At 69.9% G+C, this 16,134-nt stretch carries 16 protein-coding genes; 8 read left to right on the forward strand and 8 right to left on the reverse strand.

Annotation, left to right across the window (positions count from 1 at the left end; translation table 11 throughout):
* Positions 1-41 precede the first annotated feature (41 nt).
* The 4 genes from ABGA98_RS02635 to ABGA98_RS02650 all read right to left on the reverse strand — a co-directional run bounded on the left by ABGA98_RS02635 (position 42) and on the right by ABGA98_RS02650 (position 3,248).
* Positions 42-662, reverse strand: a complete 621-nt coding sequence (locus tag ABGA98_RS02635) for an MBL fold metallo-hydrolase (protein ID WP_347616540.1) — start codon at positions 660-662, stop codon at positions 42-44.
* On the reverse strand, positions 662-1,747 hold the full coding sequence (locus ABGA98_RS02640) for an S-(hydroxymethyl)mycothiol dehydrogenase (protein ID WP_347616541.1): 1,086 nt from the start codon (positions 1,745-1,747) through the stop codon (positions 662-664). Before ABGA98_RS02640 ends, ABGA98_RS02635 begins: the two co-directional genes overlap by 1 nt.
* Positions 1,748-1,848: 101 nt before the next feature.
* Positions 1,849-2,361 (reverse strand): PH domain-containing protein, encoded by a 513-nt coding sequence (locus ABGA98_RS02645; protein ID WP_347616542.1) that lies wholly within the window; start codon positions 2,359-2,361, stop codon positions 1,849-1,851.
* 68 nt (positions 2,362-2,429) lie between these two features.
* Positions 2,430-3,248: a biotin--[acetyl-CoA-carboxylase] ligase gene (locus ABGA98_RS02650; RefSeq protein WP_347616543.1), complete on the reverse strand. Its 819-nt coding sequence runs from the start codon at positions 3,246-3,248 to the stop codon at positions 2,430-2,432.
* Between the two features lie 114 nt (positions 3,249-3,362).
* Here ABGA98_RS02650 and ABGA98_RS02655 point away from each other — a divergent pair, with 114 nt between their 5' ends.
* A complete protein-coding gene (locus ABGA98_RS02655) occupies positions 3,363-4,442 on the forward strand; it encodes an epoxide hydrolase family protein (protein WP_347616544.1) in 1,080 nt (359 codons plus the stop codon).
* Position 4,443: 1 nt separating this feature from the next.
* On the opposite strand, the gene ABGA98_RS02660 is transcribed toward ABGA98_RS02655, so the two are convergent.
* Together ABGA98_RS02660 and ABGA98_RS02665 are read right to left on the reverse strand one after the other, a co-directional pair.
* Positions 4,444-7,089, reverse strand: coding sequence for a phosphoenolpyruvate carboxylase (locus ABGA98_RS02660; RefSeq protein ID WP_347616545.1), 2,646 nt, complete (start codon positions 7,087-7,089; stop codon positions 4,444-4,446).
* 48 nt (positions 7,090-7,137) lie between these two features.
* Complete coding sequence (locus ABGA98_RS02665; RefSeq protein WP_347616546.1) at positions 7,138-7,386, reverse strand: ATP-binding cassette domain-containing protein; 249 nt, start codon at positions 7,384-7,386, stop codon at positions 7,138-7,140.
* Positions 7,387-7,421: 35 nt separating this feature from the next.
* Here ABGA98_RS02665 and ABGA98_RS02670 point away from each other — a divergent pair, with 35 nt between their 5' ends.
* The 6 genes from ABGA98_RS02670 (at position 7,422) to ABGA98_RS02695 (ending at position 13,244) form a co-directional block, all read left to right on the forward strand.
* Positions 7,422-9,011: an acyl-CoA carboxylase subunit beta gene (locus tag ABGA98_RS02670; RefSeq protein WP_347616547.1), complete on the forward strand. Its 1,590-nt coding sequence runs from the start codon at positions 7,422-7,424 to the stop codon at positions 9,009-9,011.
* Positions 9,008-9,208: an acyl-CoA carboxylase subunit epsilon gene (locus ABGA98_RS02675; RefSeq protein WP_347616548.1), complete on the forward strand. Its 201-nt coding sequence runs from the start codon at positions 9,008-9,010 to the stop codon at positions 9,206-9,208. Before ABGA98_RS02670 ends, ABGA98_RS02675 begins: the two co-directional genes overlap by 4 nt.
* Positions 9,209-9,316: 108 nt before the next feature.
* Positions 9,317-10,261, forward strand: a complete 945-nt coding sequence (locus ABGA98_RS02680) for an NYN domain-containing protein (protein WP_132591039.1) — start codon at positions 9,317-9,319, stop codon at positions 10,259-10,261.
* Positions 10,262-10,403: 142 nt separating this feature from the next.
* Complete coding sequence (locus ABGA98_RS02685; RefSeq protein WP_347616549.1) at positions 10,404-11,810, forward strand: Ada metal-binding domain-containing protein; 1,407 nt, start codon at positions 10,404-10,406, stop codon at positions 11,808-11,810.
* Positions 11,807-12,319 carry a methylated-DNA--[protein]-cysteine S-methyltransferase gene (locus ABGA98_RS02690; protein ID WP_347616550.1) on the forward strand — a complete coding sequence of 171 codons (513 nt, stop codon included), beginning with the start codon at positions 11,807-11,809 and terminating at the stop codon, positions 12,317-12,319. The genes ABGA98_RS02685 and ABGA98_RS02690 overlap by 4 nt, the downstream gene beginning before the upstream one ends.
* 31 nt (positions 12,320-12,350) lie before the next feature.
* Positions 12,351-13,244: a hypothetical protein gene (locus tag ABGA98_RS02695; protein ID WP_347616551.1), complete on the forward strand. Its 894-nt coding sequence runs from the start codon at positions 12,351-12,353 to the stop codon at positions 13,242-13,244.
* 60 nt (positions 13,245-13,304) lie between these two features.
* Here the strand turns inward: ABGA98_RS02695 and ABGA98_RS02700 are convergent, their stop codons facing one another.
* On the reverse strand, positions 13,305-14,249 hold the full coding sequence (locus ABGA98_RS02700; protein WP_347616552.1) for a hypothetical protein: 945 nt from the start codon (positions 14,247-14,249) through the stop codon (positions 13,305-13,307).
* On the reverse strand, positions 14,246-14,881 hold the full coding sequence (locus ABGA98_RS02705) for a hypothetical protein (RefSeq protein ID WP_347616553.1): 636 nt from the start codon (positions 14,879-14,881) through the stop codon (positions 14,246-14,248). The genes ABGA98_RS02700 and ABGA98_RS02705 overlap by 4 nt, the downstream gene beginning before the upstream one ends.
* Before the next feature lie 116 nt (positions 14,882-14,997).
* Here ABGA98_RS02705 and ABGA98_RS02710 point away from each other — a divergent pair, with 116 nt between their 5' ends.
* Positions 14,998-16,104, forward strand: a complete 1,107-nt coding sequence (locus ABGA98_RS02710) for an RNA-guided endonuclease TnpB family protein (protein WP_347616554.1) — start codon at positions 14,998-15,000, stop codon at positions 16,102-16,104.
* The last annotated feature ends 30 nt before the right edge of the window (positions 16,105-16,134 follow it).

Here is a 16,134-nt window from a genome sequence, read left to right on the forward strand (position 1 = left end):
ACGCCACAGCGATGTACCCGTACGCGAGCGAGTCATTCCTCTCAGTGACCCCGGGCGATCCACTCCTCAAGGTGCGGCGCCTCCGCGCCGATGGAGGTCGAGTCGCCGTGCCCGGTGTGCACGACGGTCTCCGCGGGCAGCGTCAGCAGGCGCTCCCTGATCGAGTCGATGATCGTGTCGAACGAGCTGTAGGAGCGCCCGGTCGCCCCGGGTCCGCCCTTGAACAGCGTGTCGCCGCTGAACAGCGCGCCCAGCTCGGGGGCGTACACGCAGACCGCTCCCGGCGCGTGGCCGGGCGTGTGCAGGATCTGCAGCGTGATGCCGCCGACCGCGATCTTCTCGCCGTCGGCCAGCGGTTCGTACGACAGCGAGTCACCGTACTGCTGCTCCCACAGCACCTGGTCGGCGGGGTGCAGCCGGATCGGCGCCCCCGTCAGGCCCGCGAGAGGCCCGGCTGCGTTGATGTGGTCGTTGTGGGCGTGGGTGCAGACGATGGCCCTGACCGCGCGTCCGCCCACCCGCTCGGCGATCGGCGTGGCGTCGTGGGCGGCGTCGATGACGACCACCTCGCGGGCGTCGCCCACCAGCCAGACGTTGTTGTCGACCTCCCACGTGCCGCCGTCCAGCGAGAACGTGCCCGAGGTGATGACCCGGTCGATCATCAGAGGACCACCACCGAGCGCAGCACCTCGCCGCGGTGCATCTTGCCGAACGCCTCCTCGACCTGGCCGAGCTGGATCGTCTCCGTCACGAACCGGTCGAGCGGCAGGCGGTTCTGCAGGAACAGGTCGATCAGCATGGGGAAGTCGCGCGAGGGCAGGCAGTCGCCGTACCAGGAGGACTTGAGCGACCCGCCGCGCCCGAACACGTCGAGCAGCGGCAACTCCAGCCGCATCTCCGGGGTCGGCACGCCGACCAGCACGACCGTGCCGGCCAGGTCGCGGGCGTAGAAGGCCTGCTCGTACGTCTCGGGCCGCCCCACCGCCTCGATGACCACGTCGGCGCCGAAGCCGCCGGTGAGGTCGCGGATGGCCTCGACCGGGTCGTTGTCGCGGGAGTTGACCGTGTGGGTGGCGCCGAAGCCGCGGGCCCACTCGAGTTTGCGGTCGTCCACGTCGACCGCGATGATCTTCGCGGCGCCGGCCAGCGACGCGCCCAGCACGGCCGCGTCGCCGACGCCGCCGCAGCCGATGACCGCCACGCTGTCGCCGCGCGTCACCCCTCCGGTGTTGATCGCGGCGCCGATGCCGGCCATGACGCCGCAGCCGAGCAGCCCCGCGACCTGGGCGGGCGCCTCGGCGGAGACCTTGGTGCACTGGCCGGCGGCGACGAGCGTCCTGGCCTGGAACGCGCCGATGCCCAGCGCGGGCGACAGCTCCGTGCCGTCAGTGAGCGTCATCTTCTGGCGGGCGTTGTGGGTGTTGAAGCAGTACCACGGCCGGCCGCGCAGGCAGGCCCGGCACTGGCCGCACACGGCCCGCCAGTTGAGGATGACGAAGTCGCCCGGTTCCAGCCCCGTGACCCCCTCGCCCACCGCCTCGACGGTGCCCGCCGCCTCATGGCCGAGCAGGTAGGGGAAGTCGTCGCCGATCCCGCCCTCCCGATAGTGCAGGTCGGTATGGCAGACCCCGCAGGCCTGCACATTGACGACCGCCTCGCCCGGCCCCGGATCGGGGACCACGACCGTCTCGAGCGAAACTTCCTGACCCTTGCCCCTGGCGATCACGCCCTGCACTTCGTACGGCATGCCAGCCATCTTGTGTCAGGAGGATGATCTCCGCAAGACATAGGGCCGCACCACGCCGGGCCGTCCGGCCGGAGGCGATTCTCCCACCCCGGGAGCGTGCGTCAGCGCCCGTCGAGCGTCCCGTCGGAGGCGTCCTCGACGAGCCGGAACAGCTCGGTGCGGACGTCCTGGATCTTCGGGATGTCGCGCAGCACGATCTCGCCCCTGTCGGAGGCGGACTCGACGGTCAGCGTGCCGCAGCCGAGCAGCCGCTCGGGGAACGTCTGGTCGGAGCTGACCGTGTTGACCTTGGCGATCGGGATCTCGTCGGTCGACTTGTTGAGCACGCCGGTGCTGATCGAGAAGCGGTGGGTGGTGAGCACGTAGCCGGTGTTCTTCCACTGCAGGTAGGGGACGAACGACCAGATCGTCAGCAGGATGAGGCCGATCACGCCGGTGGCGATCCTGGCGTGGAAGGCGAATTCCCAGTCGGCCGGGATGAAGTAGAGAGCCGCGCCGGCGGCCGCCGCGATGAGCACCAGCGCGACGAAGGGGCCGACGAGCCGCTTCCAGTGCGGGTGGAAGGACCTGACGCGCCGCTCGCCCTGCGTCAGATGATGGTCGGGAAGGGTCATGCGCAGAATGGTGCCACCATCGCGACCCCGGCGGCTATCGCGGTGGTGCGGCGCGCACCCTTCACGCGTCAGGCCGCGCGCACGTGGACGACGTCGCCCGCGCTCAGCGTGTAGTGCTCGCCGCCGGCCTCCACCTGGAGGTGCCCCCACTGGTCGATGCCGGACGCCCGGCCGGTCAGCGCCTGATCGCCCGGCAGCTCCACCCTGACCTGCCTCCCGACCGTGGCGCTGGTCGCGAGGTAGGCCGAGCGCAACCCGGACGCCTCCGCGTCGCCCTTGGCGTCGACCCAGTCGTGGTAGTGGCTCTCGACCTCGCGCAGCACGGCCCGCAGCAGCGGGTCGCGGTCGAGGCAGGCCGCCTGCTCGATGCCCAGCGACGTGGCGGTCTCGACGGGCAGCTCGTCGGGTTTGAGCGACACGTTCAGCCCCATGCCGATGACGACGGCGTCGTCGGCGCGCTCGGCGAGCACGCCGGCCAGCTTGCGCTCGCCGACCAGCAGGTCGTTGGGCCACTTCAGGCGCACGTCGACCTCGGCCAGGCGGCGCACCGCCGATGCGGCGGCGACGCCGTACATGAGGGTCAGCCAGCCCTGGGAGGCGAGGGGCACGTGCGGCCTGAGCAGGATCGAGAACGTCAGGCCGGAGCGGGGCGGAGCCGACCAGGAGCGGCCCAGCCGCCCGCGGCCCGCGGCCTGCTCCTCCGCCACCAGCACGGCCCCCTCCTGCGCCCCCTTCTTGGCGGCGCCGGCCAGGTCGGCGTTGGTCGAGCCGGTGCTCTCGACGACCGTGACGCCCGTCCACAACGAGCCCGGGCGGACCAGCGCGCGGTTGAGCGCCGCCGCGTTCAGTGGCGGGCGGTCGAGGTCGGAGTAGCGCGAGTTGGCCATCTCCCCATCTTGGCCGATGGCGGTGGGGTCCCTGACCGGCGGGAGGACTATTGGAATGAAGCATTCCGTTCTGCTATCATCGGAACAGAACGAACCGTTCCCGAAAGGATCGTCATGAGCATCGCCCCCTTCCGCATCGCCATCCCGCAGGCCGACCTCGACGACCTGGGGGCCCGTCTGGCCTTGACCCGCTTCACCGACGAGATCGACGGCGCCGGCCAGGGAGTGAGCGTCGAGCGGGTCAAGCGCCTGGTGAGCCACTGGCGCGACGGGTTCGACTGGCGGGCCCTGGAGGCCAGGCTCAACGCGTACCCGCAGTTCACCACCGAGATCGACGGGCAGAACATTCACTTCTTCCACGTGCGCTCCGACAACCCCGAGGCCCTGCCGCTGATCCTCACCCACGGCTGGCCCGGCTCCGTCGTCGAATATCTCGACGCCATCGAGCCGCTGTCGCGCCACTTCCACCTGGTCGTCCCGTCGCTGCCCGGCTACGGCTTCTCAGGGCCGACGCGCGAGCCGGGCTGGAACAACCAGCGCATCGCCAGAGCGTGGGCCGCGCTCATGGCCGAGCTCGGCTACGAGCGCTACGGCGCTGCGGGCAACGACGCCGGGTCGATGATCTCGCCCGAGGTCGGCCGGATCGACCCCGAGCACGTCGTGGGCGTGCACGTCACGCAGCTCTTCTCGTTCCCGTCCGGCGACCCCGCGGAGTTCGCCGACCTGAGCGAGGACGACCAGGCGGGGCTGGCCGTGCTCGACTGGTTCTGGAAGGAGAAGGGAGCCTTCAACGTGCTGCAGTCACAACAACCGCAGACGCTCGCGCACGCCCTCGCCGACTCCCCCGCCGGGCTCGTGGGCTGGCTCGCCCAGCTCTTCGACGAGGACCTCGACGACGACTTCGTGCTGGCCAACGCCGCCGTCCACTGGTTCACCGGCACCGCGGGCTCCGCGCTGCGGCTCTACTGGGAGAACGCCCGCATGGAGCAGCCGAAGGAGCCCACGACCGTGCCGACGGCGCTGGCCATGGCCGAGGGCGACTTCCGGTCGATCCGCCGCTTCGCCGAGCGCGACCACGCGAACATCGTCTCCTGGAAGACGCTGCCCGCCCCGGCGCGTGGCCACTACACCGCGCACAGCGCCACGGAGGTGCTCACCTCCGACATCCGGGCCTTCTTCGACGCTCTCCGCTAGCTCAGCCGGTGTTCTGCAGCCCCGCCGCGACGCCGTTGACCGACAGGAGCAGGAGCGTTGACAGCCGGTCGCGCTCCCGCTCCGACGGGTTGCCGGTGCGCAGCGCGCGCAGGGCCCGCAGCTGCAGGTGCGACAGCGCGTCGACGTACGGGTCGCGCAGCTGGACCGCCCGCGAGAGCACCTTGCGGTTCTCCAGCAGACGCCTGTGCCCCGTGACCCTGAGCACCAGCTCGCGGGTCCTGTCGTACTCCTCCAGCACCTGCCGGGCGAAGTCCTCCCTGCCGCCCAGCGCTAGATAACGCTTGGCGATCGAGCGGTCGGTCTTGGCCAACGACATCTCGGCGTTGTCGAGCATCGCGTTGAACAGCGGCCACTCGGCGTACGCCGCCCGCAACTCCTCGATGTCTCCGACGGCCGCCAGGCCGGTGCCGAGGCCGTACCAGCCGGGCAGGTTGACCCGGGTCTGCGCCCACGCGAACACCCACGGGATCGCCCGCAGGTCGTCGAGCGAGCGCGGCGCGCCCAGACCGCGGCGGGCCGGACGGGAGCCGAGGCGCAGCGTGCCGATCTCCTCGAGCGGGCTGACCAGGCCGAACCACTCGGGGAAGCCCTCCGCCTCGGTCAGCGACCTGTAGGCCCGCTCGGACGCCGTGGCGACCTGCTCGGCCAGGCCTCGGAAGCGTTCGGCGGCGGCCGCGGTGCGCGACCCGATCGTCGGCGAGGAGGCCAGCAGCACGGCGTTGGCCACCTGCTCCAGGTGCCGCCGGGCGATCGCGATGTGGCCGTATCGGGCGAAGATGACCTCGCCCTGCTCGGTGACCTTGAACCTGCCCGCGACCGAGCCGGGGGCCTGGGCCAGCACGGCGCGGTTGGCCGGGCCGCCGCCGCGGCCGAGCGCGCCGCCGCGGCCGTGGAACATGCGCAGCTTCACGTCGTGCTCGGCGGCCCAGCGGGTCAGCTCCTCCTGCGCCTCGTAGAGCCGGAGGGTGGCCGCGGCGGGGCCGAGCTCCTTGGCCGAGTCGGAGTAGCCCAGCATGATCTCCATGCGCCGGCCCGTGTCGGCCAGGCGCTGCCGCACCTGCGGGATGTCGAGCATGCCGGTGAGCACGCGCGGCGAGTTGGCCAGGTCCTCGCCCGACTCGAACAGCGGCACGACGTCGAGCACGGGCGCGCGGTCGCCGAGCGCGTGCCCGGCCAGCTCGTAGACGGCCGCGACGTCGCCGGCCGAGCGGGTGAAGGAGACCACGTAGCGGGAGCAGGCGCCGACCCCGAACCGCTCCTGGATCCAGGCGATCACCCGGATCGTGGCCAGGACCTCCTCGGTGCGCTCCGACGGCTCGCCGCCCGCCCGCAGCTCCTCCAGCGCGGCGGCGTGCACCTGGGAGTGCTGACGCACCTCCAGCTCGGCCAGATGGAAGCCGAACGTCTCGACCTGCCAGATGAGGTGCTGGAGCTCGCCGTACGCCTGGCGCGGCGCGCTCGCCGCCAGCGACTCCTGCGCCAGGCGCAGGTCGGCCAGCAGCTCGTCGGGCGAGCGGTAGGCCAGGTCGAGGTCGCGGCGGTGAGTGGCGGCGATGCGCGCGGCCACGAACAGCAGCCACTGCCGGTGCGGCTCGCGCGGCGAGCGGGTGGCCAGCTCGGAGACGACCTCAGGGTAGGCGTCCACGGCCGTGGCCAGCGCCATCTTGAGCTCGGGCGAGCAGGGGGCGAACTGGGCGGAGGCCGTCAGCGTGCGGCCGATGCGCGAGCAGGCGGTCTCGAGGGCCGTCAGCACGTGCTCGGACTGGATCTGGACGGTCTCGCGGGTGACCCTGGCCGTGACGTTGGGGTTGCCGTCGCGGTCGCCGCCGATCCAGCTGCCGTAGCGGATGAACGGCCTGGCCCGCGGCGGGCGGGTGCCGGTGCCCCCGTCAAGAGCAGGGTCGGCCGCCGCGCCGAGCGCCGCGTCGAGCGCGCGGTAGACCTGCGGCACCGTACGGAAGAGCGTCTCGTCGAAGGCGGCCATGGCGGTGCGCACCTCGTCGAGCGGGTCGAGCTTGGTGGAGCGGAGCTGGGCCGTGCGCCACAGCAGGTCGATCTCCTCCAGCATGCGCCGCTTGCTCTCCGCCCGCTCGGAGGCGCCGCGGCCCGGGGAGTTGTACTCGGTGAGCCGGCCGCTGACCCGCTGGATCGCGGTGACGACCGCGCGCCTGCGCGCCTCGGTGGGGTGCGCGGTGAGCACCGGGTGCAGCTCAAGGCCCTCCACCAGCTCGGTGACGCGCTCGTGGCCCAGCTCGCGTACGGCCTGGGCGAGCGACTCGCGCTGCACCCTGCCCTCGGCGTCGCGTTCGCGCAGCGTGCGGATGCGGTAGTGCTCCTCGGCCAGGTTGGCCAGGTGGAAGTAGCAGGTGAACGCGCGGGCCACCTCGACCGCCCGCTCGATCTCCCATCCTGCGATCATGTCGGTGATCTCGTCGGCCGAGATCTCGCCCCTGCGCGCGGCGATGACCGCCTTGCGCAGCCGTTCGACGTCGGCCAGCAGGTCTTCGCCGCCCTGTTCGGCCAGCACCTGGCCGAGCAGCTTGCCGAGCAGGCGCACATCGTGGCGCAGCTCGTCCGGCATCTCGGTCACGGCGGCGCTGCGATGTTCGAGCCCCTGGTCAATCATGTTTCGAAGGGTAGCGAGTCGCCACGAACGACCGTAGACCGGTCTCAGTTATTGGACTAGACCACTGCTGCCCAGCAGGTCAGGTGGGCGTCGACACACGTGGAGCCCGTCGACCTCGGCATGGCCGCCGTCGGGACGGAGCAGCGCAGCGATCATGCTGAGCGTGGTCGTCTTGCCCGCGCCGTTGGGGCCGACGAGACCGGCGAAACTCCCGGGGACCACTAGATCGACCCCTGCCGCAGCGACCTGCGACCCGTAACGTTTGACCAGGCCATGGGTACGAACGGCATCCATCATGGATCCACTCTGACGGACGGACTAGATTTGCGCGCATGACTGCAGCGGCTGACGACCTACCGGAAAAGCTGGACATCCATACCACTGCTGGAAAAATCGCTGACCTGGAGCGACGGCTCGACGAGGCCGCCCACGCGGGGTCGGCGGCCGCGGTGGCCAAGCAGCACGCCAAGGGCAAGATGACCGCCAGAGAGCGGGTGCTGGCGCTGCTGGACGAAGGCTCGTTCGTGGAGTTCGACGAGTTCGCCCGGCACCGGTCCACGATGTTCGGGCTGGAGGAGCGGCGGCCTTACGGCGACGGCGTCATCTCCGGCCACGGCACTGTCGACGGCCGGCCGGTGTGCGTGTTCTCGCAGGACGTGACGGTCTTCGGCGGCTCACTTGGCGAGGTGTACGGCGAGAAGATCGTCAAGGTGCTCGACCTGGCGATCAAGACGGGCTGCCCGATCATCGGCATCAACGAGGGCGGCGGCGCGCGCATCCAGGAGGGCGTGGTCGCGCTCGGGCTCTACGCGGAGATCTTCAAGCGCAACGTGCACGCCTCCGGCGTGATCCCGCAGATCTCGCTCATCATGGGCGCCGCGGCCGGCGGCCACGTCTACTCGCCCGCGCTGACCGACTTCGTCGTCATGGTGGACCAGACGTCGCAGATGTTCATCACCGGCCCTGACGTGATCAAGACGGTGACGGGCGAGGAGGTCACGTTCGAGGAGCTCGGCGGGGCCCACACGCACAACACCAAGTCCGGGGTGGCCCACTACCAGGCCGACGACGAGGGCGACGCCCTCGACTACGTCAAGGCGCTGCTGTCGTACCTGCCGTCCAACAACCTGGACGAGGCGCCGGTCTTCGAGCCGGCCGTCGACCTGGAGCCCGACCCCGAGCTCGACGTGCTGATCCCCGACTCGGCCAACCAGCCGTACGACATGCACCGGGTGATCGAGCACGTGCTGGACGACGGGGACTTCCTCGAGGTCCACGCGCTGTTCGCCCAGAACATCGTGGTCGGCTACGGCCGCGTCGACGGCCAGCCCGTGGGGGTCGTGGCCAACCAGCCGATGCATTTCGCCGGGTGCCTGGATATCGACGCCTCCGAGAAGGCCGCAAGATTTATTCGAACATGTGATGCTTTTAATATTCCTATCCTGACTTTTGTTGATGTACCGGGTTTCCTCCCTGGGACCGATCAGGAATGGAACGGAATCATCCGCCGCGGGGCCAAGCTCCTCTACGCCTACGCCGAGGCCACGGTGCCGCTGATCACGGTGATCACGCGCAAGGCGTACGGCGGCGCGTACGACGTCATGGGCTCCAAGCACCTGGGTGCCGACGTCAACCTGGCCTGGCCCACGGCCCAGATCGCGGTCATGGGTGCGCAGGGCGCGGTCAACATCCTCTACCGGCGCGAGCTGGCCGCCTCCGACGACCCCGACGCCGTGCGGGCGAAGCGCGTCACCGAATACGAGGACACGCTGACCAATCCGTACATCGCGGCGGAGCGCGGCTACGTGGACGCGGTGATCCGGCCGGCCGAGACCCGGGCACAGGTCATCAGGGCGCTGCGGATGCTACGGAACAAGCGGGCGACGCTGCCGCCCAAGAAGCATGGGAACATCCCGCTATGACGAGTCATCTGCGCATTGTTCGCGGCGACGCCGCACCCGAGGAGATCGCCGCGTTGGTGGCGGTACTCGCCGCCCGACACGCCGAACCACAGCCGCCTACCGCCCGCCGACGGCAAACGTGGCGAAACCCCGTCAGAGGTATGCGTAAGCCTGTCGTCCCAGGGAAGTCGGCATGGCGGATGAGCGCACTACCCTAGATAGATCCTGTGAATCGGGTGTCAAGTTCCCCGGGAGTTGGGACTATCTAGAGAAAGTAGGCGTATATAGTCAGCCGATCAACTAACACCCGCGGCCTGGAGGACGACATGGCCATCCCAGACCTCATGCCGCATCCTGTGGCAGCCAAGTACGCCGTCCTAGTGGATGTCGGTTATCTGTACGCTGCGGCAGGTGAGGTGCTGCTCGGCGCGAAGGAGCGCAAGGAATATCGGGTGGCCGCCGATGAGCTCATCCAGAGCCTACAGAAACATGCAGAGGAACGTATTTCCGGCGAACTCCTGCGGATCTATTGGTATGACGCAGCCCGTGACCGTGTGCCAACCGTCGACCAGCGCGTCATAGCCCAGCTCCCCTGGGTCAAGGTGCGACTTGGCAACCTGAACGCCCGCGGCCAGCAGAAGGGCGTGGACGCGCAGATCAGGAGCGATCTGGAGGCCCTGGCCCGACATCATGCGGTCACCGACACGATCCTGCTGGCAGGCGATGAGGACATGGTTCCGGCGGTCGAGGCGGCGCAGGCCTACGGCGTGCGCATCCATCTGTGGGGGGTCGAACCGCCTTACGGCACCAACCAGGCCGAGCGCCTGGTGTGGGAGTCCGACACCGTTGAAGTGATCACCGCTGATTTCCTGAGGCCCTTTTTCAGCCGCGCTCCCCAGCCCGTCCCGGTCACCCCGCCGGCCGCCGCCGCTCCCTCCCCCGCCCAGGTGTTCGCCGGGCGCGCCCCGGTCAAGCCGCACGCCAAGCCCGGCCAGGTGGCCAAGCTCGGCCCGAGCCGGCCCCGCGTCGAGGACGTCGGCGAGCACGTGGCCCAGAAGTGGATCCTCACCCGCGGCCGCGACAACATCCGCGACCTGCTGCCGGGCCCGATCCTGCCGACCGTGATCGACACCGAGCTGCTCATCGAGGCGGAGAAGGAGCTCGGCCACTCGCTGCGGCCCTACCCCGAGGCGCGGGTGTGGTTGCGCGACGGGTTCTGGGCGCGGGTCTACCGCGAGTTCGACCTGGGCGTGGGCGTCTCCTCCAAATAGTGCTCAGCCACCAGCCGCGAACCTTGCGACAGCGAGGTCCGAATCCCGCCGGTCACCCATTCCTGCCTGCGGGCCTGTGGTTTTACGGTGAGGTCTGATTTCCGCTGGTAGGCGCGGCCGACGAGCGCGTAGCGTCGGAGACATGTCACCACCTGAGCTCGACTTCGACTCCTGCTACCGGGCGGTCTCCGCCAGGGACGCCCGGTTCGACGGGCGTTTCTACACCGCGGTGACGACGACGCGGATCTACTGCCGCCCGATCTGCCCGGCCCGTACGCCGTCGTTCCGCAACGTGCGGTTCTACCGGCACGCGGCGTCGGCGGAGGCGGCCGGGTTCCGCCCGTGCAAGCGCTGCCGTCCCGAGCTCTCCCCCGGCGACCCCGGCTGGGACGTCCGCGGCGACCTCATCGGCAGGGCGCTGCGGCTGATCGACGACGGCGCCGCCGACGAGCAGGGCGTCGCCGGGCTGGCCAGGCGGCTGCACATCACCGAACGCCACCTGCACCGGCTGTTCGTGGCCGAGCTGGGTGTCGGGCCGCTGGCGGTGGCGCGGACCAAACGGCTGCTGCTCGCCAAACAGTTGCTGACCGAGACGGACCTGCCGGTCACGGAGGTGGCGTTCGCGGCGGGCTTCGGCAGCGTCCGGCAGTTCAACGCGACGATGCGGGAGACGTACGGCTTCACGCCCAGCGAGCTGCGGGCCACGGCCGGCCGGGCCACGGCCAGGGTCGCCGACGCCGCCGGGCCGGTCACGCTCCGACTGCGGCTGCACCGGCGCGAGCCGTACGACACGGACGGCGTGTTCGGCTTCCTGGCCTCTCGCGCCATCCCCGGGCTCGAGGTGGCGGACCGCACGTCGTACGCCAGGGCCGTGCCCGGCGGAACGATCACGCTCACCGCCCAGCACGACCACATCGCCCTCGACGTGGCGGTGGACGACACGCGGCAACTCACCCGGCTCGTGGGCCGCTGCCGCCGCCTGCTCGACCTCGACGCCGACCCCGGCGCCATCGCGGAGGCCCTCGGGCAGGGCTCGCTCGCCCTGCTCGTCGCGGCGCGGCCCGGGCTGCGGGTGCCGGGCACGTTCGACGGGTTCGAGCTGGCCGTACGCGCGGTCGTCGGCCAGCAGATCTCCGTGGCGGGCGCCCGCACCCTGCTCGGCCGCATCGTCGCGAGGGCCGCCGCGCCCGAGGGCCTTTTCCCCACGCCCGCCCGGCTCCTGGACACCGACCTCACCGGCCTCGGGCTGACGAACCGCAGGATCGCCACCCTCAAGGACCTGTCGGCCCGCCTGGCCGACGGGAGCATCGACCTCGACGGCGGCCAGGACCCCGCCGACGCGGTGGCCGGCCTGCTCGCCGTCCGCGGCATCGGCCCGTGGACGGCGAGCTACGTCGCGCTGCGGGCGCTGCGCGACCCCGACGCCTGGCCCGTGGGCGACCTCGTGCTCGACAAGCGCATGGCCGCCCTGGGCATTCCGCACGACCACATCGAGCGGTGGCGCCCGTGGCGGGCGTACGCCGCCCTGCACCTCTGGAGCTCATCATGATCGCTGCTCGGCTCGTTCCCACACCCATGGGCCCGCTGTCCCTGCTGTCCCGCGAGGCGGTGCTGGTCGCGGCCGGCTTCACCGCCGAACCCAAGGAGATGTACGCCCGCCTCACGCCCGCCCTGCAGTCGGAGGGCCTGGAGGTCGTGGACGGCCCCGGCCCCGCCGGTGAGGCCGTGCTCGCCTACCTGGCGGGCGACCTGGAGGCCCTCGACGCCATCCCGGTCTCGCAACCCGGCACGCCCACGCGCAAGCGGCTGCACGCGGCGTTGCGCGAGGTCAGGCCGGGCACGACCGTCACGTACGCGGAACTCGCCGCGCGGGCCGGGCTCCCGAGGACGGCCGCCAGGGCGGCGGGCTCGGCCTGCGCCCAGAACCTGATCGCACCGTTCGTGCCGTGCCACCGGGTCTTGCCCAGCGGCGGGGGGTATGGCGGCTACTACTACGGCGTACCAGTGAAAGAGTGGCTGATCGCCCACGAATCCGGAGAAAGCACTAACGCTTGGTAATGGTTCGATAACATTCGGTAATGTGTTCGGCATGCCGACACAGGAACACGAATACCTGATCGAGCTCGTACGCCACCGCCCGTCCCTGGTCGCCACGCTGCTGGCCGGGACGGGCGTCTCCGTACCGACGTTCGACGAGGCGCGCTTGGGGAATGCGGATTTCACAGACTGCACGCCCACCGAATACCGCGCCGACTCGGTGGTGATCCTCTGCAAGGAGGGCACCCCGGTTTCTGCGGTGGTCCTCGAGGTGCAACGCGAACCGGACACCCGCAAACGCTGGTCCTGGCCCGTATACCTGTCCACGCTCAGGGCGCGTACGAAGTGTCCCGTGCTGCTCCTCGTCTTCTGCGAGGACTCCAGGACAGCCCGCCGCTGCGCGGAACCCATCGAGATGGGGCATCCCAGGTGGGTGCTGCATCCCATCGTCATCGGCCCGGACGGGATCCCTGCGATCATCGATCTCGGCTGGGCCGTCGACCAGCCTGAGCTCGCGACCGTCTCGGCCATCGTGCACGGCCAGTCGGAAGCGGGCCTCGGCAACATTCTGACCCTCTTCGAGGCACTGGGGCAGCTGCCCGAAGAGTTCAGCGAGTATTCTGACCTCGTCCTTTCGTGTCTGCCCGACTTCATGCTCGACAAAGTGATCAGGGAGCTCAGGATGGCCATGGCAACTGACCACCCCAGAAGCGCAGTGGTGCGCGCGTGGCTCGCCGAGGGCAGAGCCGAAGGAAAGGCCCAAGGAATGGCTGAAGGAAAGGCGGAGGGCGAGGCGAAGGCCGTCCTGCTGATCCTGGAGGCCCGGGGCATCTCGCTCCCCGACGAAGCACGGGCCCGCATCCTCGCCTGCACCGACCTGCGCACCCTGGAGTCCTGGGTGCGCAAGGCCGCCACCGCGGAGAGCGCCGACGAACTGTTCCTCTAGAGGCTCGACGCAGGAGAATCCAGGGGCCGGCACCCGTGCCGGCCCCTGGCCACAACAGGTTCAGGGCTTGACGTTGCTCTGGATCTCCCCCACCGGCACGTCGCGGGTGGCGCCGACCTCCACGGGCTCAAACTGCACCGGCACCACGTTGTCGACCACCTCGACCGGCCAGACGGTGGAGACCGTCAGCGTGTACTTCTCGCGCGGCTGGTCGATCGACGAGCGCAGATAGCGCACGCCGCACGAGAACGTGCCGCCCTTGGTGTACGGCTTGCCGGTCGTCCCGCACCCCTCCTCGTGCACCTCGGCGCGGTCCTTCGTGGTGCCCGGGTCGATCGTGATGCTTTCGAGCGTGGCGACCACGGTCGCGCTCATGACACCGGGGATCGTCGCGGTCACCGACCTGCGCGGCTGGCCGATGCCCTCCAGCCACACCCAGGTGGGCAGATTCACGTAGCTCTTGGCGTCGGGGTTCAGCTTGACCGTGGGCTCGGGCACGGTCAGCGCGGCTCTGGCGATCTCGGCCAGTTCCTGGATCGTGATGCCGGAGGGCGGTGTGGTGCCGGGCGGCACGAAGACGAACGGGTCAAGACTGGCGAAACAGGCCTGCCCTTTCGGGTCGGCGGCGTTGTACGCGGGCCCCCACCAGCGCCCGTCCTTTCCGATCTTGTCCTCGAACTGCTTGAGGAACGCCTGCCACTTCTCCTCGGTGGGGTTCTCCGTGAACCTGAACCAGTAGGCCCGCAAGCTTTCCTGCGACTTGAGCATCTCGTTCGCGTCCAAGCCGGGCTCGTACCAGCATGGGCGCTTGAGCACGTAACCGTCGCTCTTACCGCCCCTGGTCCCGTCGCCGGACACGACGATCTTCGAGTGGGCGAGGTTGAGGCCCCTCGTGCGGCCCTCTTTGATGGGGGTGCCTACCGTCCGTCCACCGTCGTCGTTGGGGTTTGCCGCGCCCGCCAGCACCAGCAGCGCGGCGACGGCGATCGAGCTCATGGGGTTCATCGGGTGCACCCTTCCTCGCCATAGCTGAACGATCTGATCCGCCACACCCCGTCATCGCCGCGGTGCGCGAGCACGGCCTGCAGGTACGGCTCGCGCACGAAGGCGGGCTGAGGCTCGACGGCCTCCCCCGTACGCGTGGACAGCACGCGCACCTCCGACTCGTCCACGCACGCGTTGACCTGCGCGCCCTTGCCAACCAGCGCGGCGACGCGCAGGTTGTAGAGCCGGGCGTCGCCTCTCACGGTCATGTCCTCCTCGGTGTATCCGTGCACCCAGTCGTACGCTTCGCGGACCGCCGTGAGTTCGAGATCCAGATCCTTCAGGTATCGATCGCTTCCGGAGACGAGCGCCTTCCTGGAGGCGACGTAGTAGCCGGTGATGAGCTTCAACAACGGGTCGGGGTCGTCGGGCCACTCGATCCGCACCCGCAGCTTGTCGCCGCCGATCTTCAGGGTTTCGGGCCCTGAGGCAGGAGCGGCGCCGCTCTCGCTCTTCGACGGGCTCGGGGCCGGCCGCCCGCTCGCGGGCGACGCGGCCTCCCGGGGCGTGTACGGCCGCTCGGCCGGTCCGCATCCCGCCAGTACGCCGGCGCCCAGCCCGAAGACGCCCAGCACCGCCATGACTCGTCTCATCGAATCTCCTTAAGCGTGGAGACCCCGGGCTTAAGCCCTGGGGAGGAAACGCGGCACAGCGCCGCATACCGAACACACGAACGATGCTTAGCCGATCGCGTGGTACCATGTGACGCGTGGCGCAGATCGCGAAGCGGGCCTACAAATACCGCTTCTACCCGACCCCCGGCCAAGCCGAAGAGCTTGCCCGGACGTTCGGCTGCGTCCGCCTCGTCTACAACAAAGCCCTCGAACAACGCACCCGCGCCTACACCATGGAAGGCCGCCGCGTCTCCTACGTGGAGTCGTCGGCGAAGCTGACCGAGTGGAAACGCAGCGGCGACTACGACTTCCTGTTCGAGGTGTCGTCCGTGCCGTTGCAGCAGGCGCTGCGCCACCTTCAGGCGGCATTCGCGCATTTCTTCGCCAAACGGGCCCGGTATCCAACCTTCAAGAGCAAGAAGAAGGCGCGGGCGTCGGCTGAGTACACGCGGTCGGCGTTCCGGTGGCGCGACGGGCAGTTGACGCTGGCGAAGATGGACGCGCCGCTGAACATCGTGTGGTCGCGCCCGATTCCCGAGGGTGCGCAGCCGTCCACGGTCACGGTGTCGAAGGACGCGGCTGGGCGCTGGTTCGTGTCCCTGCTGGTCGAAGAGAAGATCAGCCCGCTGCCACCTGTCGCCGCGAACGTGGGGATCGACGCCGGGATCACGGCGCTGGCCACACTGTCCACCGGCGAGAAGATCGTCAACCCTCGTCACGAACGCCGCGACCGGCGCAAGCTGGCCAAGGCGCAGCGGGCGCTCGCCCGCAAGGCCAAGGGTGGCAGCAACCGGGCCAAGGCCCGCCTGAAGGTAGCCCGCGTCCACGCCCGGATCACCGACCGCAGAAGGGATCACCTGCACAAGGTCACGACACGGCTTGTTCGCGATAACCAAGTGATCGCCGTGGAAGACCTGACCGTCCGCAACATGGTCAAAAACCATCGTCTGGCCCGCGCCATCTCCGACGCCCCTTGGCGGGAGCTTCGGTCGATGCTGGAGTACAAGGCGGCCTGGTACGGGCGCACGCTCGTGGCTGTGGACCGCTGGTTCCCCTCCTCCAGGCTGTGCTCGCGGTGCGGGACGCTGCAGGAGGAGATGCCGCTGAACGTCCGGGAGTGGACGTGCGCCTGCGGCGCGGTCCACGACCGGGACGTGAACGCGGCCAAGAACGTGCTCGCCGCCGGGCTGGCGGAGAGCTGAAACGCCTGTGGAGCCGGTGTAAGACCTCAA

The organism is Nonomuraea sp. B1E8, from assembly GCF_039871515.1.
GTDB lineage: Bacteria > Actinomycetota > Actinomycetes > Streptosporangiales > Streptosporangiaceae > Nonomuraea.

What these genes read in the sequence shown, in the direction of transcription:
- ABGA98_RS02690 (WP_347616550.1), top strand. Translation starts at nt 11,807, where the DNA reads ATGATCGCTGCTCGGCTCGTTCCCACACCCATGGGCCCGCTGTCCCTG.
- ABGA98_RS02640 (WP_347616541.1), bottom strand. Translation starts at nt 1,747, where the DNA reads ATGCCGTACGAAGTGCAGGGCGTGATCGCCAGGGGCAAGGGTCAGGAA.
- ABGA98_RS02675 (WP_347616548.1), top strand. Translation starts at nt 9,008, where the DNA reads ATGACGAGTCATCTGCGCATTGTTCGCGGCGACGCCGCACCCGAGGAG.
- ABGA98_RS02685 (WP_347616549.1), top strand. Translation starts at nt 10,404, where the DNA reads ATGTCACCACCTGAGCTCGACTTCGACTCCTGCTACCGGGCGGTCTCC.
- ABGA98_RS02705 (WP_347616553.1), bottom strand. Translation starts at nt 14,881, where the DNA reads ATGAGACGAGTCATGGCGGTGCTGGGCGTCTTCGGGCTGGGCGCCGGC.
- ABGA98_RS02670 (WP_347616547.1), top strand. Translation starts at nt 7,422, where the DNA reads ATGACTGCAGCGGCTGACGACCTACCGGAAAAGCTGGACATCCATACC.
- ABGA98_RS02665 (WP_347616546.1), bottom strand. Translation starts at nt 7,386, where the DNA reads ATGATGGATGCCGTTCGTACCCATGGCCTGGTCAAACGTTACGGGTCG.
- ABGA98_RS02645 (WP_347616542.1), bottom strand. Translation starts at nt 2,361, where the DNA reads ATGACCCTTCCCGACCATCATCTGACGCAGGGCGAGCGGCGCGTCAGG.
- ABGA98_RS02660 (WP_347616545.1), bottom strand. Translation starts at nt 7,089, where the DNA reads ATGATTGACCAGGGGCTCGAACATCGCAGCGCCGCCGTGACCGAGATG.
- ABGA98_RS02655 (WP_347616544.1), top strand. Translation starts at nt 3,363, where the DNA reads ATGAGCATCGCCCCCTTCCGCATCGCCATCCCGCAGGCCGACCTCGAC.
- ABGA98_RS02635 (WP_347616540.1), bottom strand. Translation starts at nt 662, where the DNA reads ATGATCGACCGGGTCATCACCTCGGGCACGTTCTCGCTGGACGGCGGC.
- ABGA98_RS02650 (WP_347616543.1), bottom strand. Translation starts at nt 3,248, where the DNA reads ATGGCCAACTCGCGCTACTCCGACCTCGACCGCCCGCCACTGAACGCG.
- ABGA98_RS02695 (WP_347616551.1), top strand. Translation starts at nt 12,351, where the DNA reads ATGCCGACACAGGAACACGAATACCTGATCGAGCTCGTACGCCACCGC.
- ABGA98_RS02680 (WP_132591039.1), top strand. Translation starts at nt 9,317, where the DNA reads ATGGCCATCCCAGACCTCATGCCGCATCCTGTGGCAGCCAAGTACGCC.
- ABGA98_RS02700 (WP_347616552.1), bottom strand. Translation starts at nt 14,249, where the DNA reads ATGAACCCCATGAGCTCGATCGCCGTCGCCGCGCTGCTGGTGCTGGCG.